This window comes from Halomonas smyrnensis AAD6, from assembly GCF_000265245.1.
GTDB classification, from domain to species: domain Bacteria; phylum Pseudomonadota; class Gammaproteobacteria; order Pseudomonadales; family Halomonadaceae; genus Halomonas; species Halomonas smyrnensis.
This window is the reverse complement of record NZ_AJKS02000011.1, coordinates 22,038-46,598: the sequence shown is the minus strand read 5'-3', so window position 1 is coordinate 46,598 and position 24,561 is coordinate 22,038. Positions and strand designations below refer to the sequence as shown.

24 protein-coding genes are annotated in these 24,561 nt (G+C 70.2%); 6 read left to right on the top strand and 18 right to left on the bottom strand.

Annotation, left to right across the window (positions count from 1 at the left end; all coding sequences use genetic code 11):
* Positions 1 to 16: 16 nt before the first annotated feature.
* The 6 genes from UYS_RS0212200 to UYS_RS0212175 all read right to left on the bottom strand — a co-directional run bounded on the left by UYS_RS0212200 (position 17) and on the right by UYS_RS0212175 (position 5,464).
* Positions 17 to 748 carry an ABC transporter permease gene (locus tag UYS_RS0212200; RefSeq protein ID WP_016855799.1) on the bottom strand — a complete coding sequence of 244 codons (732 nt, stop codon included), beginning with the start codon at positions 746 to 748 and terminating at the stop codon, positions 17 to 19.
* On the bottom strand, positions 748 to 1,452 hold the full coding sequence (locus UYS_RS0212195; protein WP_016855798.1) for an ABC transporter permease: 705 nt from the start codon (positions 1,450 to 1,452) through the stop codon (positions 748 to 750). Before UYS_RS0212195 ends, UYS_RS0212200 begins: the two co-directional genes overlap by 1 nt.
* 24 nt (positions 1,453 to 1,476) lie before the next feature.
* A complete protein-coding gene (locus UYS_RS0212190) occupies positions 1,477 to 2,247 on the bottom strand; it encodes an ABC transporter ATP-binding protein (protein WP_016855797.1) in 771 nt (256 codons plus the stop codon).
* Between the two features lie 218 nt (positions 2,248 to 2,465).
* Complete coding sequence (locus UYS_RS0212185; RefSeq protein WP_016855796.1) at positions 2,466 to 3,458, bottom strand: succinylglutamate desuccinylase; 993 nt, start codon at positions 3,456 to 3,458, stop codon at positions 2,466 to 2,468.
* Positions 3,459 to 3,725: 267 nt separating this feature from the next.
* Positions 3,726 to 4,745: an SMP-30/gluconolactonase/LRE family protein gene (locus tag UYS_RS0212180; protein ID WP_016855795.1), complete on the bottom strand. Its 1,020-nt coding sequence runs from the start codon at positions 4,743 to 4,745 to the stop codon at positions 3,726 to 3,728.
* 116 nt (positions 4,746 to 4,861) lie between these two features.
* On the bottom strand, positions 4,862 to 5,464 hold the full coding sequence (locus UYS_RS0212175; RefSeq protein WP_016855794.1) for a lipocalin family protein: 603 nt from the start codon (positions 5,462 to 5,464) through the stop codon (positions 4,862 to 4,864).
* A gap of 157 nt (positions 5,465 to 5,621) precedes the next feature.
* Between UYS_RS0212175 and wrbA the strand changes: the two genes are divergently transcribed.
* Positions 5,622 to 6,218, top strand: a complete 597-nt coding sequence (gene wrbA, locus UYS_RS0212170; protein ID WP_016855793.1) for an NAD(P)H:quinone oxidoreductase — start codon at positions 5,622 to 5,624, stop codon at positions 6,216 to 6,218.
* A 52-nt stretch (positions 6,219 to 6,270) separates the two neighbouring features.
* Here the strand turns inward: wrbA and UYS_RS0212165 are convergent, their stop codons facing one another.
* Positions 6,271 to 7,350 (bottom strand): tartrate dehydrogenase, encoded by a 1,080-nt coding sequence (locus UYS_RS0212165; RefSeq protein ID WP_016855792.1) that lies wholly within the window; start codon positions 7,348 to 7,350, stop codon positions 6,271 to 6,273.
* A gap of 105 nt (positions 7,351 to 7,455) precedes the next feature.
* On the opposite strand from UYS_RS0212165, the gene UYS_RS0212160 reads away from it, so the two are divergent.
* Together UYS_RS0212160 and UYS_RS0212155 are read left to right on the top strand one after the other, a co-directional pair.
* A complete protein-coding gene (locus UYS_RS0212160) occupies positions 7,456 to 8,406 on the top strand; it encodes a LysR family transcriptional regulator (protein WP_040478405.1) in 951 nt (316 codons plus the stop codon).
* On the top strand, positions 8,403 to 9,728 hold the full coding sequence (locus UYS_RS0212155; RefSeq protein ID WP_016855790.1) for a glycosyltransferase: 1,326 nt from the start codon (positions 8,403 to 8,405) through the stop codon (positions 9,726 to 9,728). The genes UYS_RS0212160 and UYS_RS0212155 overlap by 4 nt, the downstream gene beginning before the upstream one ends.
* A 66-nt stretch (positions 9,729 to 9,794) precedes the next feature.
* Here the strand turns inward: UYS_RS0212155 and UYS_RS0212150 are convergent, their stop codons facing one another.
* The 3 genes from UYS_RS0212150 to UYS_RS0212140 form a co-directional block, all read right to left on the bottom strand.
* The gene (locus UYS_RS0212150) at positions 9,795 to 10,472 is read right to left on the bottom strand and encodes a TVP38/TMEM64 family protein (protein ID WP_016855789.1); all 678 of its coding nucleotides are present in this window, start codon (positions 10,470 to 10,472) and stop codon (positions 9,795 to 9,797) included.
* A 91-nt stretch (positions 10,473 to 10,563) separates the two neighbouring features.
* The gene (locus tag UYS_RS0212145) at positions 10,564 to 11,502 is read right to left on the bottom strand and encodes a glycine betaine ABC transporter substrate-binding protein (RefSeq protein ID WP_016855788.1); all 939 of its coding nucleotides are present in this window, start codon (positions 11,500 to 11,502) and stop codon (positions 10,564 to 10,566) included.
* 74 nt (positions 11,503 to 11,576) lie between these two features.
* Positions 11,577 to 12,749, bottom strand: coding sequence for a TauD/TfdA family dioxygenase (locus tag UYS_RS0212140; RefSeq protein ID WP_016855787.1), 1,173 nt, complete (start codon positions 12,747 to 12,749; stop codon positions 11,577 to 11,579).
* 107 nt (positions 12,750 to 12,856) lie between these two features.
* Between UYS_RS0212140 and UYS_RS0212135 the strand changes: the two genes are divergently transcribed.
* Positions 12,857 to 13,726, top strand: coding sequence for a LysR substrate-binding domain-containing protein (locus UYS_RS0212135; RefSeq protein WP_016855786.1), 870 nt, complete (start codon positions 12,857 to 12,859; stop codon positions 13,724 to 13,726).
* Here the strand turns inward: UYS_RS0212135 and UYS_RS17375 are convergent.
* Genes UYS_RS17375 through UYS_RS0212120 form a run of 3 tightly spaced genes read right to left on the bottom strand, consistent with a single transcriptional unit; the run spans position 13,723 to position 16,504 of the window.
* The gene (locus UYS_RS17375; RefSeq protein ID WP_016855785.1) at positions 13,723 to 15,441 is read right to left on the bottom strand and encodes an ArnT family glycosyltransferase; all 1,719 of its coding nucleotides are present in this window, start codon (positions 15,439 to 15,441) and stop codon (positions 13,723 to 13,725) included. The two genes, UYS_RS0212135 and UYS_RS17375, sit on opposite strands and share 4 nt — an antisense overlap.
* Positions 15,438 to 15,746: a lipid-A-disaccharide synthase N-terminal domain-containing protein gene (locus tag UYS_RS0212125; protein ID WP_016855784.1), complete on the bottom strand. Its 309-nt coding sequence runs from the start codon at positions 15,744 to 15,746 to the stop codon at positions 15,438 to 15,440. Before UYS_RS0212125 ends, UYS_RS17375 begins: the two co-directional genes overlap by 4 nt.
* Positions 15,743 to 16,504 carry a glycosyltransferase family 2 protein gene (locus UYS_RS0212120; protein WP_016855783.1) on the bottom strand — a complete coding sequence of 254 codons (762 nt, stop codon included), beginning with the start codon at positions 16,502 to 16,504 and terminating at the stop codon, positions 15,743 to 15,745. Before UYS_RS0212120 ends, UYS_RS0212125 begins: the two co-directional genes overlap by 4 nt.
* Positions 16,505 to 16,731: 227 nt before the next feature.
* Here UYS_RS0212120 and UYS_RS0212115 point away from each other — a divergent pair, with 227 nt between their 5' ends.
* Together UYS_RS0212115 and UYS_RS0212110 are read left to right on the top strand one after the other, a co-directional pair.
* On the top strand, positions 16,732 to 17,394 hold the full coding sequence (locus tag UYS_RS0212115; protein WP_016855782.1) for a response regulator: 663 nt from the start codon (positions 16,732 to 16,734) through the stop codon (positions 17,392 to 17,394).
* Positions 17,391 to 18,878, top strand: coding sequence for an ATP-binding protein (locus tag UYS_RS0212110; RefSeq protein WP_016855781.1), 1,488 nt, complete (start codon positions 17,391 to 17,393; stop codon positions 18,876 to 18,878). The genes UYS_RS0212115 and UYS_RS0212110 overlap by 4 nt, the downstream gene beginning before the upstream one ends.
* Here UYS_RS0212110 and UYS_RS0212105 read toward each other — a convergent pair.
* From UYS_RS0212105 to UYS_RS0212085, 5 genes are all read right to left on the bottom strand, one after another.
* The gene (locus tag UYS_RS0212105) at positions 18,830 to 19,636 is read right to left on the bottom strand and encodes a M90 family metallopeptidase (protein ID WP_016855780.1); all 807 of its coding nucleotides are present in this window, start codon (positions 19,634 to 19,636) and stop codon (positions 18,830 to 18,832) included. The two genes, UYS_RS0212110 and UYS_RS0212105, sit on opposite strands and share 49 nt — an antisense overlap.
* 4 nt (positions 19,637 to 19,640) lie before the next feature.
* Positions 19,641 to 21,230, bottom strand: a complete 1,590-nt coding sequence (locus tag UYS_RS0212100) for a bifunctional GNAT family N-acetyltransferase/carbon-nitrogen hydrolase family protein (protein ID WP_016855779.1) — start codon at positions 21,228 to 21,230, stop codon at positions 19,641 to 19,643.
* Positions 21,231 to 21,407: 177 nt separating this feature from the next.
* Complete coding sequence (locus UYS_RS0212095) at positions 21,408 to 21,674, bottom strand: DksA/TraR family C4-type zinc finger protein (RefSeq protein ID WP_016855778.1); 267 nt, start codon at positions 21,672 to 21,674, stop codon at positions 21,408 to 21,410.
* Between the two features lie 87 nt (positions 21,675 to 21,761).
* Positions 21,762 to 22,667 carry a DMT family transporter gene (locus tag UYS_RS0212090; protein ID WP_016855777.1) on the bottom strand — a complete coding sequence of 302 codons (906 nt, stop codon included), beginning with the start codon at positions 22,665 to 22,667 and terminating at the stop codon, positions 21,762 to 21,764.
* Between the two features lie 159 nt (positions 22,668 to 22,826).
* On the bottom strand, positions 22,827 to 24,464 hold the full coding sequence (locus tag UYS_RS0212085; protein ID WP_026068528.1) for a BCCT family transporter: 1,638 nt from the start codon (positions 24,462 to 24,464) through the stop codon (positions 22,827 to 22,829).
* Positions 24,465 to 24,561 lie beyond the last annotated feature (97 nt).

The window sequence follows — 24,561 nt, the reverse complement described above, 5'->3', positions numbered from 1 at the left end:
TCGTTTGACGCTTGTCTCAGTGGCCTGCCGGCCTCAGGTGCGCGAGCAGCCGATTCTCCAGTCGACGGAAGAAGAAGATGATCGAGAAGGTCAGGCACAGGTAGATCGCCGCCACGAACAGGAAGGCGTCGAAGGGCGCGTAGAAGCGGGCGTAGACGAAGCGGGCCGCGCCGGTGAGGTCCATCAGCGTCACCACGCTGGCGATGGCGCTGGCGTGGAGCATGAAGATCACCTCGTTGCCGTAGGCCGGCAGGGCGCGGCGGAAGGCGCTGGGCAGCACGATGCGCCGCATCATCAGTCCCCAGGACATGCCGTAGGCCCGGGCCGCCTCGATCTCGCCCCTGGGCGTGGACTTGATCGCGCCGCGGAAGATCTCGGTGGTGTAGGCCCCGGTGTTCAGGGTGAAGGCGATCAGCGCCGGCACGAAGGGCTTCTCGAGGATCACCCACAGCCAGGTCTCCTGGATGCCCTCGACGAACACCACCCCGTAGTAGATCAGGTAGAGCTGCACCAGCAGCGGGGTGCCGCGGAACACGTAGCAGTAGAAGAAGATCGGCAGGCGCACCCAGGCCTTCTTCGAGCCGCGGCCGATGGCCAGCGGCACCGCCAGCACCACGCCGATGATCAGCGACAGGAACACCAGCTGCACGGTGGTGACCAGGCCGTCGCCGTAGTAGCCGAGCGTCTGCAGGGTGAAGATGCTGTTGTCGGCCAGCCGGGCCTCGAGCCAGTTCATCAGGGCGTCCATCAGTTCGCCTCCCCGTAGCCGATGTCATAGCGCTTCTGCAGGCGGGCGAATCCCCATTCGGAGACGCTGGCGATCAGCAGATAGACGGCCGCGACGATGATCATGAAGGTGAAGGGCTCGCGAGTCGCCTTGGAGGCCTCGGAAGCGACGCGGACCATGTCCGACAGGCCGATCACCGAGACCAGGGCGGTGGTCTTGAGCAGCACCATCCAGTTGTTGGACAGGCCGGGCAGGGCGTGGCGCATCATCTGCGGGAAGCGGATGCGGCGGAACACCAGCCAGGGGCGCATGCCGTAGGCGCGGCCGGCCTCGATCTGGCCGCTGTCCACGGCCATGAAGGCGCCGCGGAAGGTCTCGCCCATGTAGGCGCCGAAGATCAGGCCGATGGTGACCACGCCGGCCACGAACTCGTTGACGTTGATGAAGATGTCGACGTCGAACTGGTAGTAGAGCCAGTCGGTGACCATGTTGATGCCGATCTGGCCGCCGAAGAACAGCAGCATCATCAGCACCAGGTCCGGCACGCCGCGGATGACGGTGGTATAGAGGGTGCCGAGCTGGCGCAGGCCCCAGTGGCGGGACATCTTGGCGCTGGCGGTGGCGAGCCCCAGCACGATGGCCAGGAGCAGCGACAGCACCGCCAGCTCGACGGTGATCAGGGCGCCTTCGAACAGGCGCGGGCCGTAGCCGTGCAGATCGATCATGGGTGATCTCCTCGTGCGGGCGCCTTAGTGCTTGGGTGCCAGGAACTGCTTGAGACGCTCGGAGCGCGGATTGCCCAGCACCTGCTCGGGCGGTCCGGCTTCCTCGACCTGGCCCTGGTGCAGGTAGACGACCTGGGTGGAGACGTCGCGGGCGAAGGCCATCTCGTGGGTGACCACGATCATGGTGCGGCCTTCCTCGGCCAGGTCGCGCATGACCTTGAGCACGTCGCCGACCAGCTCCGGGTCGAGCGCCGAGGTCGGCTCGTCGAACAGCATCACCTCCGGGTCCATGGCCAGCGCCCGGGCGATGGCGCCGCGCTGCTGCTGGCCGCCGGAGAGCTGGGCCGGATAGTAGTCGGCGCGCTCGCCCAGGCCGACCCGCTCGAGCAGCTCGCGGGCGTGCTTGATGGCGTCCTGCTTCGACTTGCCGAGCACCTGCACCGGGGCCTCGATGACGTTTTCCAGCAGCGTCATGTGGGCCCACAGGTTGAAGCTCTGGAAAACCATGGAGAGCCGGGCGCGCATGGCCACGACCTGCTTCCAGTCCGCCGGCTCGCGGCCGTGCTTGGTCTCCTTGAAGCGGATCGTCTCGCCGTGGACGATCAGCTCGCCCTCGTCGGGCTGCTCGAGCAGGTTCATGCAGCGCAGGAAGGTGCTCTTGCCGGAGCCGGAGGCTCCGATCAGGGTGATGACGTCGCCCTTGTGGGCCTGCAGGGAGAGCCCCTTGAGGACGTCGTTGTCGCCGAAGCGCTTCTTGATGTTGCGCACTTCCAGCGGAATCGGGGTGTCGGCCATGGAAAAGGCTCCAGTTCGAAGGGATCACCTGGGCGCTGCCGGAAATCGCACCGGCGACGCGACTTCGGGCAGGGCCCCAGAGACCGTTCGAGACGGTCCGGCGTGAAAAAGGGGGCGATTCTACCAGTCTCGACCGTGAACGGCAGGCCTTCTTGCCTCTGCGCTCGTTCGACCTTGGTCCGATAGTCAGCTGGCATCCTGCCAGACTGCCGTGCCGCTCAGTCGCTCTCGTCCGGCGCTGCGACCGCGCTGACCAGCAGGGCGGCGCGGGCACCGATCTCGACGGCGGCGTTGGGGAACACCACCCGCAGCGGCGCCTCGCCGACCGTGAAGGGGCCGTCGATCGCATCCTCGGCCAGCCGGGTGCCGGGGGCGAACTCGGTGAAGTTGGGCGTGTCGTCGGCGAAGCACAGCCGGAAGTCCTCGGCGTGGCGCTTGAGCTCGTGTTCGACGCGGAAGAAGGCCATGTCGGCCGTCGGGCGTTCCGCCGGGAGGCGGTTCTCGATCAACGCCGCGAGCAGCGCGCCCATGGGCGCCAGGGGCGCCAGGTCGTTCTCGCCGAAGGGCAGGGCACGGCCGAGCTCCAGGGTGAAGGCCGCCGCGCCGTGGTAGTGCTTCGAATAGTGGGAGAAGGTCCAGCTGTGGGTGTGCTGGTGGAGCACCGCCTGGATGTCGGCACCGGCCAGCCAGCGCCACTGCTCGTCGGGCGTGGGGGCCTCGGCGAACGGCTCCACGGCGAAGCGCGGATACTGGCTGTCGCGGATCGCGGTGTGCAGGTCGTGGTGGATCCGGCGGCGCCCGCTGTGGTGCGCGAAGAAGGCGTCCACCGTGGCCATCAGCTCGCGAGCGCGGTCCGCCTCCCGGCCCTCGGCGTCGAGGCCGCGGCGGAACAGCCGGTTGAGGTTGGTCTCGACGAAGCGGGTGCCGGCCCGGATGGCCTCGAGGTTGCCGAGGATCACCAGCGTCGGGCTGGCCGGCGTGAGCCGTCCGGCCTCCAGCCGCGCCAGCAGGTCGCCGAGCAGCTCGATGGGCGCGGTCTCGTTGCCGTGGATGCCGGCGGAGAGCACCAGCGCCGGGGCCGTGGGCGACGGCGAGGCGGGCAGGAGCTCGAGCAGGCCGGGGCCGTGGATGCGGTAGCGGCCGCCGGGCAGCTCGCCCTCGGGGGCGGCGGCGGCCCCGTCCAGGGTGAGGGACAGCCATTCAGCCAGCATGTCGACCTCGCGAGATCGGCGGGCGGCCGGCGGCGGCCGGACAGGCCTCGGGCAGCGTGATGCGGGGCATGGGGCAGAATCCTTGTTATGTCGTTGTGGAGGCGGAGTCTGACCCTACCTTCCGGTGCCGCGCCGGCCGCCGCAAGGCCGGCTGTCGATTTGATGAAAGAGCCGGTGCCTGAGTGAAAAGCCGGCGCCCGGCCATCGGGGCCGGGCACCGGATGAATGGCGCGCCGCACGCGCCTCGAGCCGCGTGGCGGGGCGGGATCAGGCGCCGCGGGCCCCGGTGTAGAGGGTGTAGACGGAGCGGCTGGCGGTCATCATCAGCCGGTTGCGGTCCTCGCCGGTGAAGCAGACGTTGGCGCAGACCTCGGGCAGCAGGATGCGGCCGAGGCGCTCGCCCTCGGCGGTGAAGATGCTGACGCCGTCCTTGCCCTCGCCGCCGGAGGTGCCCACCCAGAGGTTGCCGTCCTCGTCCACGGCCATGCCGTCGTAGCCCTCGCCCTGGCCCTCGAGCAGGCGCTCGTCCTCGGAGACGGCCTTGCCGTCCTCGGCGAGCGTGAAGCGGGAGATGGCGGCGGGCTGGTCGGGATGGTGCGAGGGCGCGGTGTCGGTGACGTAGAGCGTGCGCCGGTCCGGGCTCAGGGCGATGCCGTTGGGCTTGTAGGGCGCGGTGGTCAGGCGCTGCGGCTCGTCCAGGGTGTCGTCGACGTAGTAGACCGCCGGCTCGATCTCCAGCTCGCGCTTGTGGCCCTCGTAGTCCACGTGGGCGCCGTAGCCGGGATCGGTGAAGATGACGCCGCCGCCGGGCAGGGTGACCAGGTCGTTGGGCGCGTTGAGGCGCTTGCCCTGCCAGCCGTCGGCCAGCACGGTCACGCCGCCGTCCCACTCATAGCGCACCACCCGGGCCGGGGAGTGCTCGCAGGCGATCAGCCGGCCGCGGTCGTCGAAGGCGTGGCCGTTGGAGTGGCCGACCTGGTGGCGCAGCACGCTGACCGTGTTGCTGGCCTCGTCCCAGCGCATCTGGCGGGCGCGGGGAATGTCGCTGAACACCGCGTAGCGGCCCACGGCGTTCCAGGCCGGCCCCTCGAGCCACAGCCCGCCGCTCCAGATCCGCTCCAGCGGCGAGTTGAACAGCACGTAGCGCTCGAAGCGCTCGTCGAGCACCTGCCAGCAGTCGTCGGGATAGCGTGCGGGCGGCTCGGCGCGGGCGAACAGCGAGGGCGAGCCCGCCGCGGCGGTCAGGGCGGCGGTCCCGGCCAGGAACTGACGGCGTCCTATCGTCATGTGTCACCTCATGTGAAGCACGTGTGGGGGTCGGAGTGCGTCCATGAGGATGACGTGAAGTGCGTGAATGTGTAACTACGACAAACGTATGTTGTACATTTTCGCGTGGCGCGCGATCAGCGCTCGCGGCGCCAGGGCGCGCAGGCGGCCTCGCCCTGTTCCACCTCGATCAGCTCGTCCACCGGGAAGTCCAGCGCCTCGGCGCGCTCGACCAGGTCGCGGTAGGTGTCCGGCGCCAGCTCGGGGGTGCGAGAGAGCATCCACAGGTAGTCGCGGTCGGGGCCGGCGACCAGCGCCCAGTCGTAGTCGTCGGCCAGCGCCAGCACGTTGTAGCCGGCATAGAAGGGGCCGAAGAAGCTGACCTTGAGCCGGCCCTGGCCGGGCTCGCCGATCGGATAGGCCTTGCCCTCGGCGACGTCGACCTCGCCGGCGTCCAGGTCGACGCCGCGGTTGATCACCCGGATGCCGCCGTCGTCGCGGCGGGCGTAGTCGGCGGTGACGCAGTCCAGGCCCTCCTCGAAGGAGTGATCGAAGCGGGCGACCTCGTACCAGCGGCCCAGATAGCGCTCGGCGTCGAAGCCGTCGACCGGCTGGGTGCCCTGGGGCATGCCGGTACAGGCGGCGAGCCCGAGCGGCAGCAGGGCGACGCCGAGCAGCGCCCGGGCGCGGGGCATGGCGAGCGGATGCGCGTCGGGCGCGGGACGGGTGGGATGGGGCATCGGGACCTCCGTGTCGAGTGCGTTGCGGCCAGCATAAGCGCGATCCGGCGACGCCACCAGGCGCAGATCGCCGAGGGGTGTCTAGACTGCAGGGGGCGCGTTCGCGACACCCTCGTTCCCTGGACGCGCAGGACACTCTTTCGCGGGAGGCAGATTCATGACCAAGGTACTGGTGCTCTATCACTCGATGTACGGCCACGTCGACACCCTGGCCCGGGCCGTGGCCGAGGGGGCCGGCCGGGTCGACGGCGTCGAGGTCGACCTCAAGCGGGTGCCCGAGACCATGGGCGCCGACGCGTTTGCCAAGGCCGGCGGCCAGACCTTCGACACTCCCGAGGCGAGCCCCCAGGAGCTTGCCGACTACGATGCGCTGATCGTCGGCACGCCCACCCGCTTCGGCAACATGTCCGGCCAGATGCGCACCTTCTTCGACCAGACCGGCGGCCTGTGGGCCAAGGGGGCGCTGCGTGGCAAGGTGGCCAGCGTCTTCACCTCCACCGGCACCGGCGGCGGCAACGAGTCCACCGTGCTCAGCGTGTGGCCGACCCTGGCCCACCACGGCATGGTGATCGTGCCGCTGGGCTATGGCATCGAGGCGCAGTTCGACATCTCCGAGGTCAAGGGCGGCTCGCCCTATGGCGCCGCCACCCTGGCCGGCGGCGACGGTTCGCGCCAGCCGAGCGATACCGAGCTCGAGCTGGCGCGCTTCCAGGGCGAGCACGTGGCCGGCATCGCGGCGAAGCTGGCCGGCTAGTCGGCCATCGCCTCGCTCTTCTGGCGCCCCGCTCCATGCGGGGCGTCGTCGTTCAGGCGTCGGCGGCGATGCGCTCGGCGATGGCGCGGCCCAGCCCCTCGGTGGTGCCGCGGCCCTTGAGGTCCGGCGTCAGCGTCGCGGCGTCGCCCTCGGCGAGCACCGCCTCGATGGCGGCGAGGATGGCCGCGCCGGCCTCCGGGTGGCCCAGGTGCTCGAGCATCATGGCGCCGGACCAGATCTGGCCGATGGGGTTGGCGATGCCGCGCCCGGCGATGTCAGGGGCGCTGCCGTGGACCGGCTCGAACAGGCTCGGGAAGGTGCCCTCGGGGTTGATGTTGGCCGAGGGCGCGACGCCGATGGTGCCGGTGCAGGCCGGGCCCAGGTCGGAGAGGATGTCGCCGAACAGGTTGCTGGCCACCACCACGTCGAACCAGTCCGGGTGCAGCACGAAGTTGGCGGTGAGGATGTCGATGTGGAACTGGTCGACCTCGACCTCCGGATAGCGCTCGCCCATGGCGGCGACGCGCCTGTCCCACCAGGGCATGGTGATGGCGATGCCGTTGGACTTGGTGGCCGAGGTCAGCTTCTTGCGTGGGCGGATCTGGGCCAGGTCGTAGGCGTACTTCAGCACCCGGTCGACGCCGGTGCGGGTCATCACCGTCTCCTGGATCACCACCTCGCGCTCGGTGCCCTCGAACATGGTGCCGCCGACGCTGGAGTACTCGCCCTCGGTGTTCTCGCGCACCACGTAGAAGTCGATGTCGCCCGGCTTGCGCCCGGCCAGCGGGCTCTCGATGCCCGGCAGCAGGCGGCACGGCCGCAGGTTGACGTACTGGTCGAACTCGCGGCGGAATTTGAGCAGCGAGCCCCACAGCGAGACGTGGTCCGGCACCGTCTCGGGCCAGCCGATGGCGCCGTAGTAGAGGGCGTCGAAGGCGACCAGGGTCGAGTGCCAGTCGTCGGGCAGCATCTGGCCGTGCTCGAGGTAGTAGTCGCAGCTGGCGAAGTCGAAGGCCTCGAAGGTCAGGTCGAGGTCGAAGCGGCGGGCGGCGGCCTCCAGGGCGCGCAGGCCCTCGGGCATGACTTCCTTGCCGATGCCGTCACCGGCGAGCACGGCGATGCGCTGGGTCATGGGAACTCCTGTCTTGGAATGAGCCTGCGCCCAGTCTAGCGGCGGACAGGACGGAGATAATCGGGGTAACATTCAAGCCATTGTTGAGCTCAAGTGGAGAATGCGGTGACGCCCCTCGACGATCTGGCCTTCTTCCAGCGCCTCGCCCGGGCCGGCAGCCTGACCGCCACCGCCCGCGAGCTCGGGCTGTCGCTGTCGGCGGTGAGCAAGCGCCTTCAGCGGCTCGAGGCGCGCCTGGGCGTCTCGCTGGCGGCGCGCACCACCCGGCGCCTGACGCTGACCGCCGAGGGCGAGCGCTATCTGGCCCGCGGCGGGGCCATCCTCGACGACCTGACCGAGCTCGAGGAGACCCTCGGCGACCATCGCGCCGAGCTCTCCGGGCCGCTGCGCATCAACGCCACCTTCGGCTTCGGGCGCCGCCACGTGGCACCGCTGCTGTCGACCTTCCGCGCCCGGCACCCGCGCCTGGAGGCGAGCCTCGAGCTGACCAATTTCCCGCTCGGGCTGGCCGACCAGGGCATCGACATCGGCATCCGGGTCGGCGAGCCGCCGGACTCGCGGCTGGTGGCCCGTCGCATCCTGGCCAGTCGGCGGGTGCTGTGCGCGGCGCCGGGCTACGTGGCGACGATGCCGCCGCTGCGCGAGCCCGGCGACCTGGCCCGGCACGCCTGCCTGGTGCTGCGCGAGATCGCCAGCGACTACGCGGTGTGGCGCTTCGAGCGCCGCGAGGCGCCCGGCGAGGAGCGGGCGGTGAAGGTCACCGGCCCCATGGCCAGCAACGACGGCGAGGTGATCCGTGGCCTGGCCCGCGACGGCCAGGGCATCGCCCTGCGCTCCTGGTGGGACGTGCACGAGGATCTGGCGGCGGGGCGGCTGGTCGAACTGCTGCCCGGGTGGCAGGGCGTGCGCGCGGACTTCCATGCCGTGTATGATCGGCGCCGCCACGTCCCGCTGCGGATTCGTGCCTTCATCGCCTATCTTGAGCAGGAGATGCCGGGACGCGTGCCGGCACAGGACGTGCTTTCGCAAGCCAGGCAAGGAGAGTCGCCACCGTGAATGTGCTGATGTTCACCAACACCTATCTGCCCATCGTCGGCGGCGTCAGCGAGTCCGTGCAGCGGCTCAAGCGACAGCTCCAGGCCACCGGCCACAAGGTGCTGGTGGTGGCCCCGCGCCTGGAGGGACAGCCGGACTTCGAGGCCGACGTGGTGCGGGTGGCGGCGGTCCAGCACTTCAACGGCAGCGACTTCTCGTTGCCGGTGCCGATTCCCGGCCAGCTGTATGACGCCATCGAGGCCTTCGAGCCCGACCTGGTGCACACGCATCACCCCTTCCTGCTCGGCGACACCGCGGCCCGGGCCGCCGAGACCTACGGCCTGCCGCTGGTGTTCACCCACCACACCCTCTACGAGCACTACACCCACTACGTGCCGGGCGACTCGCCGCGCATGCAGCGCTTCGCCGTGGCGCTGGCGACCCAGTACACCTGGCTGTGCGACGCCGTGATCGCGCCCAGCGAGAGCATCCGCGACCTGCTGCTGGCGCGCGACGGCAATCCCGAGATCCGCGTGGTGCCGAGCGGCGTGGACACGGCGCGCTTCACCGACGGCGACGGGGCCGGCTGCCGGGCCGCCCGGGGCATTCCCGAGGGCGCCTACGTGATCGGCCATCTGGGGCGGCTGGCCCACGAGAAGAACCTGGTGTTCCTGGCCGAGGCCGTGTGCCGGACGCTGGGCGCCCGGCCGGAGGCCCACTTCCTGGTGGTCGGCGACGGTGACGCCGCCGAGGGCATGGCCATGGTCGCCGAGGAGTGGGGCGTCGACGAGCGCGTCCACTTCACCGGCCGCCTGCAGGGTCAGGCGCTGATCGACGCCTATCACGCCATGGACGTCTTCGCCTTCGCCTCCCACAGCGAGACCCAGGGCATGGTGGTGGCCGAGGCCATGGCCGCCGGCCTGCCGGTGGTGGCGGTCGAAGCGCCGGGCGTGGTGGAAGTGGTGGCGGACGAGGAGAACGGCCGGCTGCTGGCCGAGGACGACGCCGAGGCCATGGCGGCGGCCCTCGACGCGCTCGGTGACCCGGCGCGGCGCCTGCCGCTGCAGCACGGCGCCCTGGCCACCGCCGCGGACTACGACGAGCGGCTCTGCGCCGAGCGCTGCCTGGCCGTCTACCGGCGGGCGATCGCCAGCGGCGGGCCCTTCACCCACGCCGACGACGGCGGCTGGGACCGCGTGCGCGGCCGGCTGGGCGCCGAATGGCAGATGCTGCGCTATCGCGGGCGGATCCTGCGCCACCTGGTGCAGGAGGAGTGGGAGCAGGAGCGGCCCTCCTGGTGGCCCGGCAACCGTTCCGACGAGCCCGAACTGCCCTCCAAGTGAGCCGCCTTCCGAGCCAGGAATGTCCGGCTCGGCGGCCCCTTCGTCAATGCCCCGGGACGGCGCCCGTCAGCGCCGCCGGCGGCGTTCGGCCCAGCGCTTGAGCCCGTAGAGCATCGCCGCGCCCAGCACCAGCCCGCCGAGGGCCATGACCACGTCCTGGCGACTGTCGGCGGCGGCCAGCTGTCCGAGCTGGCTGCCGAGCAGCGTCACGCCGGCGAGCCCGGGCAGGATGCCCAGGGTCGAGCCGATCATGTAGTCGCGAAAGCGCAGGTGGAAGGCCCCGGCCATCATGTTGGTCAGGGTGAAGGGCGCCAGTGGCAGCAGGTTCACCACCGTCATGGTGCGGATGCCACGCCCCGAGAGGTAGCGCGACAGGCCCTTGAGGCGCTGTCCGCCGTAGCGCAGCAGGGCGTCGCGGCCCAGCTTGCGGCCCACCCACCAGGTCAGCACCGAGGCGCTGAGCGTGCCGGCCAGCGCGTAGCCGAAGCCCCACCAGGGGCCGAACAGCAGCCCCGTCAGCGCCACCAGCAGGCTCAGCGGGAACATCACCAGCGAGGCGCCGGCGTAGATCGCCATCACCACCAGTACCGCCCAGGGCGCGTCGCGCCAGGCCACCGAGCCCTTGGCCAGCGCCATCAGGCTGTCGACGGTGAGCAGGTCCTGCATGGCCAGCCATTGCCACAGCAGGCCCAGGGCGATGAGCAGGGTCAGGACGGCGGTGAGAAGGCCGAGGGATCGGGACATGGGGCGCGAGCTTCCTGAAGGATATCGCGCCCTAGCATACGGCAGAGGCGGCGCCGGCCAAAGGACCGGGCCGCCGGTCCGCACGGGGCCATCAGAGGCTGGCCTGCACCGCCGGCCAGGCCGGGTCGCCGTCCGAGGTGGTCACGCCCTCGAGCATGGCCGCGACGCGTTCGGGGTGCTCCTGCAGCCACTGCCGGGCGACCGCCTCGACCTCGCGCTCCTCCTCGCCGAACTGCTGGATCATCCAGCTCTGCTCCTCGGCGGCGAAGGTGAACTGCTCGAAGAAGCGTTCCAGGTTGGGATGGGCGTCTCCGTAGTCGCTGCGCAGCACGGTCAGGACGTCGGTCGCGCCGTTGTCCTCGCCGAACAGATCCTTGGGATCGTCGAGGTAGCGCATCGGCAGCGCGAGGTTCATCCAGTGCGGCGTCCAGCCGACCCAGACGATGGGCGCCTCGCGGTCGATGGCGCTGCTGGCGGCGCCGAGCATGCCGATCACGCTGGTGTCCACCACCTCCCAGTCGCCCAGCCCCCAGGCGTCGTCGTCGATGGCCTGGTAGAGCCTATCGCTGGCGGCGGAACCGGCCCCGAAGCTATGGATCTTGCCGTCGAAGGCCTCGCGATGGGCATCCAGGTCGGCGAAGCTGGTGATGCCCTGATCATGGAGGTAGTCCGGGACCGCCAGCGTCATCTGGGCGCCCTCGACGTTGTTGACCAGGCCCTCGATCACCCCGCTTTCCTCGCGGGGAGCGAACATCTTCTGCTGGGCCGGCATCCAGCCGCCGAGCAGGGCATCGATGTCGCCGGTCTCCAGCCCCTGGTAGACGACCTGCAGGCCAACGTCGTGGGTGCGGGTCTCGTAGCCCAGCGGGGCGAGGAGCTGGCTTGCCATCTCGCTCTTGACCGTGACCCCGGGCCAGGGGGGCACGCCGATGTCCAGGGTGGCGTCGTCGGCGAGGGCCGGGCTCGCCAGGCCCAGGGCCAGGGGCAGCGCGATCAGCGGCAGGGCGGGGGTCGTCGGCGAAAGACGCATGGGATCTCCTTGTGATGGGGGAGGCCGCTACCGGATTGATGTTGTGTCGGGCAGCGGCCAGGACGGCAGGGGGATCAGGCCTCGCGGGCCAGCACCCGCAGGCGCGATTCGCACATGTCGAGGTCGAGGTAGGTGCCCTGCAGGTGGCGCCGGCCGGTACCGGGATCGAAGGCGTTGCGGCCGTGCATCACCCGGCGGTTGTCGAAGGCGACCATCTCGCCCGGGGCCAGGGAGAACTCGAGCCGGTTCGCGGGATCCTGGGCCAGCGCCCAGAACGCGCGGTAGGCGTCGTACCAGGCATCGATCTCCTCGAGGGGCAGGCGCAGGGTGTCGCGGATCCAGTTGTTGAGGCGGACCTCGATGACCCGGCCCTGCTCGTCCAGGGCGAGCACCGGCGCGGTCCACACCAGGTCGTGCTCCTCGTCCTGGAAGCGGAAGTCGATCGGCGTCTCGGCCAGCCGCCGGAAGGCCTCCGGGGACTCGACGCGCAGCGCCTCCGCCGCGGCGAAGCCGTCGAAGAAGGTGGACTCGCCGCCCTCGGCATCATTTTCCAGGCAGTAGAGCAGCTGGATGTCCGGCGGGTTGCGCCAGTTGGGCAGGTCGGTGTGCAGGGCCAGGCCGATGGCGGTATAGGCGGCGTTGTTCGGGTTCGGCTTGGACTTGACGTCGAAGCGGGCGCCGAAGTTGGTGGCGCGCAGCGGCCCGATGCGACCCGCCAGGCGGCTCACTTCCTCGTCGGCCAGCGGGCCGTTCTCGAGCAGCACCAGGCCATCGCGCAGCAGGGCGGTGAGCCAGGCGCGCTCGCCCTCGGCGCCGGCCACGAAGTCGGCGTGGTCGACGCGGGTGGGACGGTAGTCGTGGGCCCAGGGACGGCGCGACGGCACGGCATCCTCCCGCGCCTGGCCCGGGCGGCGCTGATGCAGCCAGCCGGCGTCGAAGCGGCTGACGTGGCCGTCGGCCCAGGTGAGGACCAGGTTGCCGTCCTCGAGCGCCGTCGCCGGGGCCTGTTCCGGCACCTCGAGGGCCATGTAGAGGCGCTCGCGGGTCATCGGATGGCGGCACTCGTCACAGGCGCAGTGGTCGCGCAGCCAGGTCAGCGGAAACCGGGCCCGGTCGCCGTTGCCCCAGCCAAGGGCCAGCTGTCGTCCGGCCGCCGTGGCCTCGATGAGCGCCGGTCCCTCGGCGTGGGGGGTCAGTTCGCCCATGGGCAGGACGGCGCGTGCGTCGGCAATCGGCGTATCGGTCATGATCGGCTCCTCCCTTGTGAAGGCGCCCATGGTGGCGGCTGGCCGGTTCGCCGACAAACGATTAATCTGGCCCCTATGGCCCCATTCAATTTATACGTAGGTTATTCATGAGTCGGCTTCCCCCCCTGCTGTGGCTGCAGGCCTTCGAGACGGCGGCGCGCACCCTGAGCTTCACCGCCGCCGGCCAGGAGCTCGGCGTGACCCAGGCGGCGATCAGCCAGCGGGTGCGCCTGCTCGAGGATCGCCTGGGCCAGAAGCTGTTCGTGCGCCACCCGCGCAGCCTCAGCCTGACGCCGGCGGGGCAGGCCTGGCTGCCGTGCCTGCAGGACGGCTTCACGCGCCTGGCCGAGGGCACCGAGGAGGTCTTCGGCGGCGGCGGGGAGGCGCCGGTGACGCTGCGCACCACGCCGGTGATGCAGCAGTACTGGCTGGCGCCGCGCATCTGTGCCTTTCGCCGCGAGCATCCCGAAGTGGCGCTGAGGCTGATCAGCGCCATCTGGCCGGATGACTTCGGCGCCGAGGGCGCCGATCTCGAGATCCGCTACGGGCAGGGCAGCTGGCCGGGGATGGAGGCGGTTTCCCTGGGCCGGGAGACGATGCTGCCGGTGTGTGCCCCGGCGCTGGCCGGGCGCATCACCGCGCCGTCGGACCTGGCGGCGCACACCCTGCTGCACGCCGTGGGGTTCGAGGTGGGCTGGCCGGCCTGGCTGGAGGCGGTGGGGATGCCGACCCTGGCCTCGCGCTGCGCATCGCTGACCTGCGATACCCAGAGCATGTCGCTGTCGCTCGCGGCGCTGGGCGAGGGCGTGGCCCTGACCCATCAGCGGCTGGTGGAGGGGCGCGACGACCTGGTGGCGGCGCTCGACTGGCCGGTGGAGAGCGACGAGGGGTTCTGGCTGGTGCGCCCGGCCCGGCGCCAGCCGCGCCCGGAGGCCGAGCGGCTGTGGGCGTGGCTGGCGCAAGGGCTGGACGGCTAGTCGGTGATCTCGTCGGGCGGGGTGGTGGGCGCCACGTAGAGCGGCGCGGCCTCGGCATCGCCCCGGCAGGCGGCGAAGGCGGTGCCGGGGATTAGCCACCAGGTTTCGCTGTTCTGCATGCCGAGGTCGCGGGCCTGGCCAAGGTCGGCGCAGGCGATGGCCTCGTCGCGGTGCTGGGGCACCAGCATCCAGCGCTGGTCCGGCGCCGCCTCGAGCCAGGCGAAGGCGCGTGCGAACTGGTCGGCGTCCGGGGTGTGGTAGCCGAAGTGGACCATCGGCTGGCGCGCCTGGAGCAGGAACTCCTCGTCGAAGTCGGGCATCGCCAGCCAGGCCTCGGGACCGGTCTGCGCGACGATCGTCGCCATCAGGTCCCGGGGCGAGCGGGCGTGATCCATCAGCGCGTAGCCCCAGGTCGACCAGCTCAGCCAGAACACCGCCAGCCAGGCCGAAAGCATCACCAGGCCGCGGCGCGGACGCCCCCAGGCCAGCAGCCCTAGGGCGACGAGCCCGAGCAGGCTCCACCAGGTCCAGGGCACGACGCCGTGAGTCTCGGCCAGCTCGGCCAGGGCCGGCAGCCCCAGCCAGCCCAGCACGCCGGCGCCGAGGAAGATCACGCCGAACAGCACCAGCACGGCGCCGCCCAGCCACTGCAGCCGCGGCCGGCACAGCAGGCCCGCCAGCATCGGCGCCGAGGCCAGCACCAGCAGCGGCAGGGTCGGCAGCAGGTAGACGCCGCGCTTGCCCGGCGACAGCGAGAAGAAGGCGATGATCATCACCAGGCCGCCGAGGGGCAGCAGCACGCGGGCGTCCAGGCGCCTGCCGCGACGCCACCAGGCGGGTACCAGCCAGGGGAGCGCCAGCACCAGCGGCAGCCAGGCCCAGGGAATCACCTCGGCCAGGAAGTAGTACCAGGGCTTCAGGTGATGCCAGGAATCGGCATAGCGCTCGCCGGTCTGCTTGAACAGGAGGTTGTCGCGATAGGCCGTGAGCGCCGGGTCGTCGCTGAGGCTGGTGATGATCGCCATCGGGCCCACCCACAGCAGCACCACGCCGAGCAGCACGGCAAGCCCCAGGCCGAGATCGCGCCAGGTGGGGCGCGTCGCCTGGCCGCGCCAGGCCAGCAGCGCCCAGAGCGGCACCATCAGCAACGGCAGGAAGCCCACGCCCTTGGTCAGCACGCCCAGCCCCATGCCGGCGCAGCCGATCAGCCACCAGCGGCGGTCGGGGCCGAGCAGGGCATGGCGCATCAGGCCGTAGGCGCCGAGGGTGATGAAGCCGGTGACCAGCATGTCGATCTGGGCGGTGCGCGCCTGCAGGCCGAACTGGAAGCACGACAGCAGCGCCAGGCCGGCCAGCCAGGCCATGCGGCGGCCGTACAGGCGGCTCGACAGGTCCATGACCAGCGCGAGGGTCGCCAGGGCGCCGAGCAGTGAGGGCAGCAGGAAGCCCAGGCGCACCGAGCCCGTTAGCTGGATGCCGGCGGCGATGGCCCACATGAAGATCGGCGGCTTGTCCGGATAGGGTTCGCCGCCGCGGAAGGGAATCCAGAACTGCCCGGTCCTGAGCATCTCCAGGGCGTTGAGGGCGAAGCGCGGTTCGTCGGCGGGCCAGGGATCGCGCAGGCCGAGGCCCACGCCGAGGAAGATGGCGGCGAGGCCCAGCAGCCACCACCAGGAGAGGGACGGCAGACGGTGAAGATAGGCGGGGCGGGTCATGATTGATCGGCGGCGGCGTGTGGGGACTGGCGAGCCCGGCTGAAGCGGGTCTCGCGGCGGATCAGCATCAGGTTGCGGAAGTAGATGAACAGCCCGGCCCCCTGGCCGGCGATGAACACCGGATCGCGCCGGTAGAGGGCGTAGGCGAGCAGGGTGACGCCGCCGGCCAGGCTGAAGAACCAGAACGCCCTGGGCACGATGCTGCGCCGGGCGCGCTCGCTGGCCAGCCACTGGACCAGGAAGCGCGCGGAGAACAGCGCCTGACCGAGAAAGCCGACGGCCAGCCACAGCCATTCGGTGGTCATGAGGTTTCCTCCTGCGGCGTCGGGGTGTGGCGGCGGGCGGTCTCGAGCGTCGTCAGGCCGGCGGGCAGTTGCGAGCGATGGCGCAGCCACATCACGCCCAGCAGGTCGAGCAGCCCGGCCCACAGGCGATTGTTGAGGCCGTAGTGGGAGCGGCCGGCGCCCCGCGGGCGGTGGTTGACCGGCAGCGAGACGCAGCGCCCGCCCTGCGAAAGGATCAGCGCCGGCAGGAAGCGGTGCATGTGATCGAAGTAGGGCAGGGCCAGGAAGGCCCGGCGATGGATCACCTTGAGCCCGCAGCCGGTGTCCGGGGTGGCGTCCTTGAGCAGGGTGCCGCGCACGCGGTTGGCCACCTTCGATGACAGGCGCTTGGGCCAGTCGTCATGACGGGTGGTGCGATGCCCGGCCACCAGGCCGACGTCGCCCCGGCGGGCGCGCTCGATCAGCCGCGGCAGGTCGGCGGGATCGTTCTGGCCGTCGCCATCGAGGGTCGCCAGCCACTCGCCGCGGGCGCGGTGGGCGGCCTGCCACACCGAGGTGCTCTGCCCGGCGCTCTCGGCGTGGCGCAGCGGGCGCAGCCGCGAGTCCTCGGCGGCGCGGGCCTGGAGCATGGTCCAGCTGCCGTCGCGCGAGGCGTCGTCCACCACCAGCACCTCATGGTCGACGGCTGCCAGAGCGGCGGCGATCTCGTCGAGCAGGGCCGGCAGGTTGCCCACCTCGTCGCGCGCGGGAATGATTACGGAAACCAGCGGGACACTCACTTGGGTCGCTCTCCACCGTCGTTGGCCAGGGCCCGCTACGCTAGGTCAGCCAGCTTAACCGGGCCTTAAGCGGGAGTCAGACGGGTGGCGGAGAGGTGGCTAAGCGGCATGGCCGCAGGGCGCGCGACGTTCTCGCCTTGCGCAGTCGGTTAGCTTAAGCAAGGCTTAAGAAATCGCCCGGACAATGGCCGCACGAGTCGCGACCGGGACAAGCAAAGGAGAGGCGCATGCGCGTGCTGCTGGTGGAGGACGACCCGCTGCTGGGCGACGGCATCAAGACCGCGCTGCAGCGCGAGGGCTATGCCGTCGACTGGATGGACAACGGCCGCGAGGCCATGGCAGCGGCCCGCTACGACGACTTCTCGGTGATGGTGCTCGACCTGGGCCTGCCCGACGTCGACGGCATGAAGGTGCTCGAGTCGGTGCGCGGCCGCGGCTCTCTGCCGGTGCTGATCCTCACCGCCCGTGACGATATCGACTCGCGCCTGGCCGGGCTCGACGGCGGCGCCGACGACTACGTGCTCAAGCCCTTCGATCTCTCCGAGCTGCTGGCCCGTCTGCGGGTGGTGATGCGTCGCGCCGAGGGCCGGGCCTCGCAGTTCCTCGACGTGGGCGAGCTGCGCATCGACGAGGCCCGCCATCGGGTGATCTGGCAGGGCGAGGAGATTCCCCTGACGCGCCGCGAGTACGCGCTGCTGCTGGAGCTGGCGCGCCACGCCGATCGGGTGATGACCCGGCCGCGGCTGGAGAACCTCCTCTACGGCTGGGAGGAGGAAGTGGCCTCCAACGCCGTGGAGGTGCATATCCATCACCTGCGCAAGAAGTTCCACAAGGGCCTGATCACCACCATCCGGGGCGTCGGCTATCGGCTGAACGCCGGTGACGCATGAGGTCGATTCGCCGCTATCTGAGCCGCACCCTGGCGCTGGTCCTCGCCGGGGTGACTCTGCTCACCGTGACCGCCGCCTACCTGATCACCGCCCACGAGACCGAGGAAATCCTCGACGCTCAGCTCAGCCTGCAGAACCGGGTGGTGGCCAGCCTGATCGGTCCGAATGACTCCGAGGCCACCTATCGCCGGATCGCCGAGCGCATGAGCCATCCGAAGCGTCTCGCGAGCTTCTATCCGGATGGCGAGGCGCCGCTCGAGGCCTCCGGTCGGGTCGCGGCGCTCTATCATCACGAGGAGCGCGAGCTGTCGCTGGGTTTCTGGCACCGCGACGGCCGCCCATACCTGACCGGCGCGCCCTGGAGCGGGGCCGGGCCTTTCCCGCCGCCCGAGGAGGAGGGCTACGCCTGGGCCGAGTACGACGGCGGCCGCTGGCGGGTGTTCTCGATGTTCGACGAGGACAGCGAGCTGTGGATCCGCTCCGGGGTCAGCATCGAGTTCATGCACGAGCTCGAGCGCAAGGTGGCGCTCGGCAACCTGGTGCCGATGCTGCTGGCGCTGCCGCTGCTGCTGGTCGCCATGGGCTGGATCGTGCGCCGGGGGCTGATCCCGATCGGCACCCTGTCGCGGGAGGTGGCCGGCCGCGACGACCGCGACCTGGCCTTCATCGACGTCGGCGTGCCCCGCGAGCTGTCGGGGCTGCGCGAGGCGCTCAACGACTTCATCGCCCGCCTGCGCGAGACCCTCGAGCGCGAGCGGCGCTTCACCGCTGATGCCGCCCATGAGCTGCGCACGCCGCTAGCCGGGCTGAAGATCCACCTCGACAACGCCCGGGCCGGCGAGCGGGACTCGCTGGACAAGGCCTATCGTGGCGTGGAACGGCTGCAGCGGGTGGTCGAACAGCTGCTGGTGCTGGCGCGGCTGGACCGCCGCGAGGCCCGCGAGGCCCGCGACATCGATCTCTATCCACTGGTGCTCGAGCTGGTCGCCGAGCTGTGGCCCTGGGCCCAGGCCCGGCATCAGGAGATGACCCTGCACGGCGTTCAGGCGCTGTGGGTGCGTGCCGATCCGGTGGAGGCGGGCATCCTGATCCGCAACCTGCTGGACAACGCCCTGCGCTACACGCCGGAGCACGGCGAGGTGGCGATCACGCTCTCCGAGACCGCCGACAGCGCCGTGCTGGCGGTGCGCGACAGCGGCCTGGGCATTCCCGAGGAGGCGCTGGCCACCATCACCGAACGCTTCCGGCGCGCCGCGGACCAGCGCACCACCGGCAGCGGCCTGGGGCTGTCGATCGTCAAGCAGCTGGCCGAGCGCCAGCAGGCCGGGCTGACGCTGCGCAACTGCCATCCTCACGGCCTCGAGGCCGCGCTGCGCTGGCCGGCCCGGCCGCCGGCGCTCGCCCGCTCGCGGACGGACGCGGCGGAGCGCGATGATCAATCGGAGGGCGGCGAGCGCCAGGACAGCGGGTCGAGGCGGAAGTAGCGGCCGAGCAGGGCGTAGAGCTCGGGATAGGCGGCGTCCAGCGCCTCGGGGGCGGCGAAGAAATACTCGCAGCTCACCGCGAAGCACTCGCCGGGATGGCTTGCGGCGTAGTCGTCGATGGGCGTGGCCTCGCCGCGGGCGAGGTGTGCCTGGAGGTCGTCCCACACGGCGGTGAACACGCGATGCCAGTCCCGGGCGGCCATGTCGGCCGGCAGCGGCGGGAAACCGTCGGCGTCCAGCGAGTTGGCCATGTCGAGCTTGTGGGCCAGCTCGTGGATCACCACGTTGAAGCCGTCCAGCGCGCCGCTCGCCATCAGGTCCGGATAGGCGACCACCACCGGCCCCTGGTGGGAGGTCTCGCCGGCGCGCTCGTCGTCGTACTCGTGCATCACCCCGAACTCGTCCATCTCCTCCACCCGGCGATGAAAGGCGTCGGGCACGATCAGGATCTCGTGTAGCCCGGCGAAGGCCTCGCGGTGGGTGGCCTCGTCCCAGCCCAGGGTCAGCAGGCAGCCCTGGGCGGCGATGGCCAGCCGTGCCGGCACGTCGAAGTCGATCGACGCGTCGAGCTCGGGATGGCGGCTCAGCCGCTTGGCATGGGCAAAATGCCAGGCGCGGTGCCCGAGGCGCTCGGCGGCCTCGTCGGGCACCGCGGCAAGCAGCGGCAGCCGCGCCCGGGCCTCGTGCCACTCGGCCGCGGGGAAGGGATGGCGGGCCTCGAAGCGTGCCGCCCGCCAGCGCTTCAGGCGTTCCAGCACGGCCTCAGCCTTCGTCCGTGTCGCGGGCGCCGGATGGCCGGCCCCCTGACTTCCACGACCAGTCGCGCAGGCGCAGGTCGAACAGGTCCTGGCGGCGGTCCTTGAGGTTGGTCACCGAGCCCTCGTTGCGCACCACCTTGAGGCGGTTCAGGTCCAGGTCCGAGAACATGATCATCTCGGTGTTGGGCGTGGTCTCGGCCAGCACGGCGTCGTGGGGGAAGGAGAAGTCCGACGGCGAGAACACCGAGGACTGGGCGTACTGGATGTCGAGGTTCTCGATCGACGGCACGTTGCCGACGCTGCCGCACAGCACCACGTAGCACTCGTTCTCGATGGCCCGCGCCTGGGAGCAGTGGCGCACCCGCAGGTAGCCGTTCTTGGTGTCGGTCCAGAACGGCACGAACAGGATGTCCATGTCCTGCTCGGCCAGCAGCCGCGAGAGCTCGGGGAATTCCACGTCGTAGCAGATCTGGATGCCGACCCGGCCGGCATCGGTATCGAACACCTGCAGCTCGTCGCCGCCCTCGATCACCCAGTCGCGGCGCTCCTGGGGAGTGATGTGCAGCTTGGCCTGGCGCTCCACGGAGCCGTCGCGATGGCACAGGTAGGCGACGTTGTAGAGCCGGTCCTCCTCGCCGAACTCGATCATCGAGCCGGCCACGATGTTGATGTTGTAGGCCACGGCCATGCGCGAGAGCTCGGTCTTGAAGCGCTCGGTGAAGCCGGCCAGGAAGCGGATGGCGGCGATCTGGTCCTGCTGGGCGGCGCGATCCTGCAGGCCCATCAGCGGGGCGTTGAACAGTTCGGGGAAGACCGCGAAGTCGCTCTGGTAGTCGGCCAGGGCGTCGACGAAGTACTCGACCTGCTGCAGCACCGCCTCGACCGAGTCGAACTCGCGCATCTGCCACTGCACGGCGCCGACCCGCACCTGGGTGCGGCGGCTCTCCAGCACCCGCTCGGCGGGCTCGAAGAGGATGTTGTTCCACTCCAGCAGGGTCGCGTAGCCCTGCGACTTCTCGTCCTCGGGCAGGTACTTGCGCAGCAGGCGCTTGACCTGGAAGTCGTTGGCCAGCTGGAACGACAGGATGGGGTCGTGGATCTCCTTGCGCGCCACCTTGTCGATGTACTCGGCGGGCGAGAGCTCGTCGGCGTACTGGTGGTACTGGGGGATGCGACCGCCGGCGAGGATCGCCCGCAGATTCATCGAGCGGCACAGGTCCTTGCGCGCCTCGTAGAGCCGCCGGCCCAGGCGATAGCCGCGATAGTCCGGGTGGATCAGCACGTCGAGGCCGTACATGGCGTCGCCCTCGTCATCGTTGAGGATGATCTCGCGCTGGCCGATCAGGTCATCGTACTGGTGGGGGTTGGAGAAGTCGTCGTAGTCGACCTGCACGGTCAGGGCCACGCCGACCAGCCGGCCGTCGTCCTCGATGGCGATCTGGCCGTCCGGAAACTCCTCGATCAGCTTGTCGATGGTGTGTTCGGGCCAGGCGCCGCCGATGTCGTGGTAGACGGCGTCCATCAGCGTCTTGAGCTGCGGGTAGTCGTCCTGCGTCAGGTTGCGCAGATTGAGGTGCAGATCATCGAGGGACATGCCGCGGGCTCTCCGGTCGGGGAACGAAAGCCGCAGTTTAGCAGCCTCTTGCCCTCGGGCCGACAGGCGTTGCGGGGATACTGGGCGCTACTCTTGCCCTGCGCGAGAATCGCCTCACCCTTGGCATACCCCCCTCTACGAACCGCCTCTCGGCTCCAGAGCTCGTGTTCCGCCGTGTCAGCGCAGCTGGCTGTCCTTGCTGCCGCGGCGATTGAAGCCGCCGCCAGGGCCCTGGCGCCTGTCGCGCTCGGCCTGGCAGGCGAGGCACAGCCGCACGCCGGGCACCGCCTGGCGCCGTGCCTCGGGGATCGGGTCGCCGCATTCCTCGCATTCGTGGGCGCTCTCGCCGCGGGGAATCGAGCGCCGGGCGCGCTCCAGCTCGTCCTGCACGCTGTCGTCTATCTGCTGCTGGACGTCGCCGTCCTTCGACCAGCCTCCGGCCATCTCCGCCGTTCTCCGTGGTTGTTGTGGTGTTGTGGTTTCATCCTAGGGCCTGTGCGGGCCTTGTCCAGGGCGCCCGGCCGGGATCGACTAGCCCGTGTGCCGCGCCCCCTCGCGGCTGACCAGCGGCCGCGTCAGGGTCTGGGCCATCACCACGCCGGCGAGAATCAGGGCGCCGCCCAGGAAGTGGAAGGCGGACACGGTCTCGCCCAGCGCGAGCATGGCGATGATGGCGCTGAACAGCGGCATCAGGTTGATGAAGATGCTCGAGCGGTTGGCACCGATGCGGCGGATGGCGTGCATCCACAGGTAGGTGGTGACGATGGAGGCGGGAATGCCGGCGTAGGCGATCAGGCCGATGTTGTCGGCGCTGACCGGCGTCATCGGCCCCGCCAGATAGGGCGGCAGCAGCAGCAGCACGGCGAAGACCACCTGGGCGTAGAGCAGCACCCAGGGCGGCAGGTCGAGCGTCCAGCGCTTGAGCATCACGCCGTAGAGGGCGTAGCAGGTCGCGGCCATCACCATCAGGGCGTCGCCGGTGGCGACCCTCAGATCGAGCAGCGACAGCGGGTCGCCCTGGCCCAGCAGCACGCTCACGCCAACGAGCGCCAGCACACCGCCGGCCACGCCGCCGAGGCTCGGCGGCTCGCGCAGGATCAGGGCGCTGAGCAGCACCGTGATCAGCGGCACCATGGCGGCCAGGATGCCCATGTTGGTGGCCGAGGTGGTCTCGGCGGCCACGTAGGCCAGCCCCTGCCACAGCCCCATGCCCAGCAGGCCCAGCGTCGCCAGCTTCGGCCACTCGCGGCGGATGGTGGCGCGATGGCGCCAGGCGGCGGGGGCGACGAAGGGTGTCATCACCGCCAGCGCCAGCAGCCAGCGCAGGAAGGCGATGCTGCTGGGGGCGATGGCGCCGACGGTGAGCTGATTGATGGTCATGTTGCCCGACCAGATCAGCACGGCGCCGAGCGGCAGCAAGAAGACGAACGGTGACATGGCATCCTCGCGTCGATGAAGGGGCGGTCGTGAGCGGCCTGAAGATGAGCCCTCGATGATAAGGTCGTCGACGGCAGGGGGCCAGACGCGAGCCGCCCCCTGGGGCGGACACCGCGGTGCGGCGTTGGCCCAGGGGGCGGCGTCGGAGGATGAGCGGCTTCAGCGCAGGGCGCGTAGCTCGCCGTTCAGCGCCTTGATGATGGTGAAGCACATCAGAACCATCACCACCGAGAACGGGATCGCGGTGGCCGTGACCCCGGCCTGCAGCGCCGAGAGCCCGCCGCCGATCAGCAGCACGATGGCGATCAGGCCTTCCACCGTGGCCCAGAACATGCGCTGGGGGCGCGGCGCGTCGATCTTGCCGCCGGCGGTGATGGTGTCGATCACCAGCGAGCCGGAGTCCGACGAGGTGACGAAGAAGATCAGCGCCAGGATGATGCCCAGGGTCGACATCAGGCCCGACAGCGGCAGCTCGTTGAGCATGCCGAACAGCGACAGCTCGGGGTTGTAGTTGTCGATCACGTATTCCTTGACCAGGCTGCCGGCCGGGTTGGAGTAGAGCTGATCGAGGGCCGTGGCGCCGAACACGCCCATCCAGATGAAGATGAACAGGCTCGGGATCAGCAGCACGCAGATCACGAACTCGCGCACCGTGCGGCCCCGGGAGACGCGGGCGATGAACATGCCGACGAAGGGCGCCCAGCTGACCCACCAGGCCCAGTAGAAGATGGTCCAGGACTGGCGAAAGGCGTCGTCCTCGCGGCCGAACGGCGCCGACAGCGGGAGGAACTCCGTCACGTAGGTCTCGAGGCCGTTCCAGAAGCCGGTGAGCGAGGCCAGGGTCGGGCCGGCGAAGAGCACGAAGAAGAAGAACAGCACGGCCATGCCCATGTTGATCTCGGAGAGCCGCTTCACGCCGCCGTCCAGGCCACGCCACACCGACACCAGCGCCACCGCGGTGACGGCCACGATGACGATCACCTGGGTGGTGATGCTGACCTCGAGGCCGAAGACGAAGTTCATGCCGGCGTTGGCCTGCTGGGCGCCGAGGCCGAGCGAGGTGGCCAGGCCGAACAGGGTGGAGAACACCGCCAGGATGTCGATCAGGTGACCCGGCCAGCCCCATACGCGGTCGCCCAGGATCGGGAAGAAGGCCGAGCGTATCGAGAAGGGCAGGCCCTTGTTGTAAGTGAAGATCGACAGCGCCAGTGCCATGACCACGTAGACGGCCCAGCCGTGGATGCCCCAGTGCAGGTAGGTGCCGGCCAGGCCCATGGCGGTGGCGTCGGCGATGGCGTCCGGATTCAGGGTGCCGTCGGCGCCGAAGGGCGAGGGGGTGCCCAGCGGCGAGGAGACGTTGGCGTGGTAGACCGGTTCCAGCACGCCGAAGAACAGCAGCCCGATGCCGATGCCGGCGGCGAACAGCATCGCGAACCAGGAGAGATAGCCGTACTCCGGCGTGGCCTCGGGCCCGCCCAGGCGGACCTTGCCGTAGGGCAGCACCACCAGCGCCAGGCTGAAGACGATGAAGCCGTCCACCACGAGCATGAAGTAGCTGTCGAGGGTGCCGGTGGAGAAGCTGACGATGGACTGGAAGAGGCTGCCGGCTCGCTCGGGAAACAGCAGGGTGAGGACGATGAAGGCGATCGAGGCCAGCGCCGAGATGGCGAAGACCCGGTTGTGGATATCGAAGCCGATGGGGCCGAGGTTACCCTCGATATTGTCCTGGCCGACGGTATAGTCCGTCTGCATGTCGTCCGACACCGGAGGGGGAGCCGGCTCGCTTGGTGTACTCATGAAGGTTGCTCCTGTAGATGGAAACACATTGGCCGCGTGAGTCTCTCACAAGTCAGCTGTTGCATGAGCACGGACAGGCGATGCGACGACGGCGCCC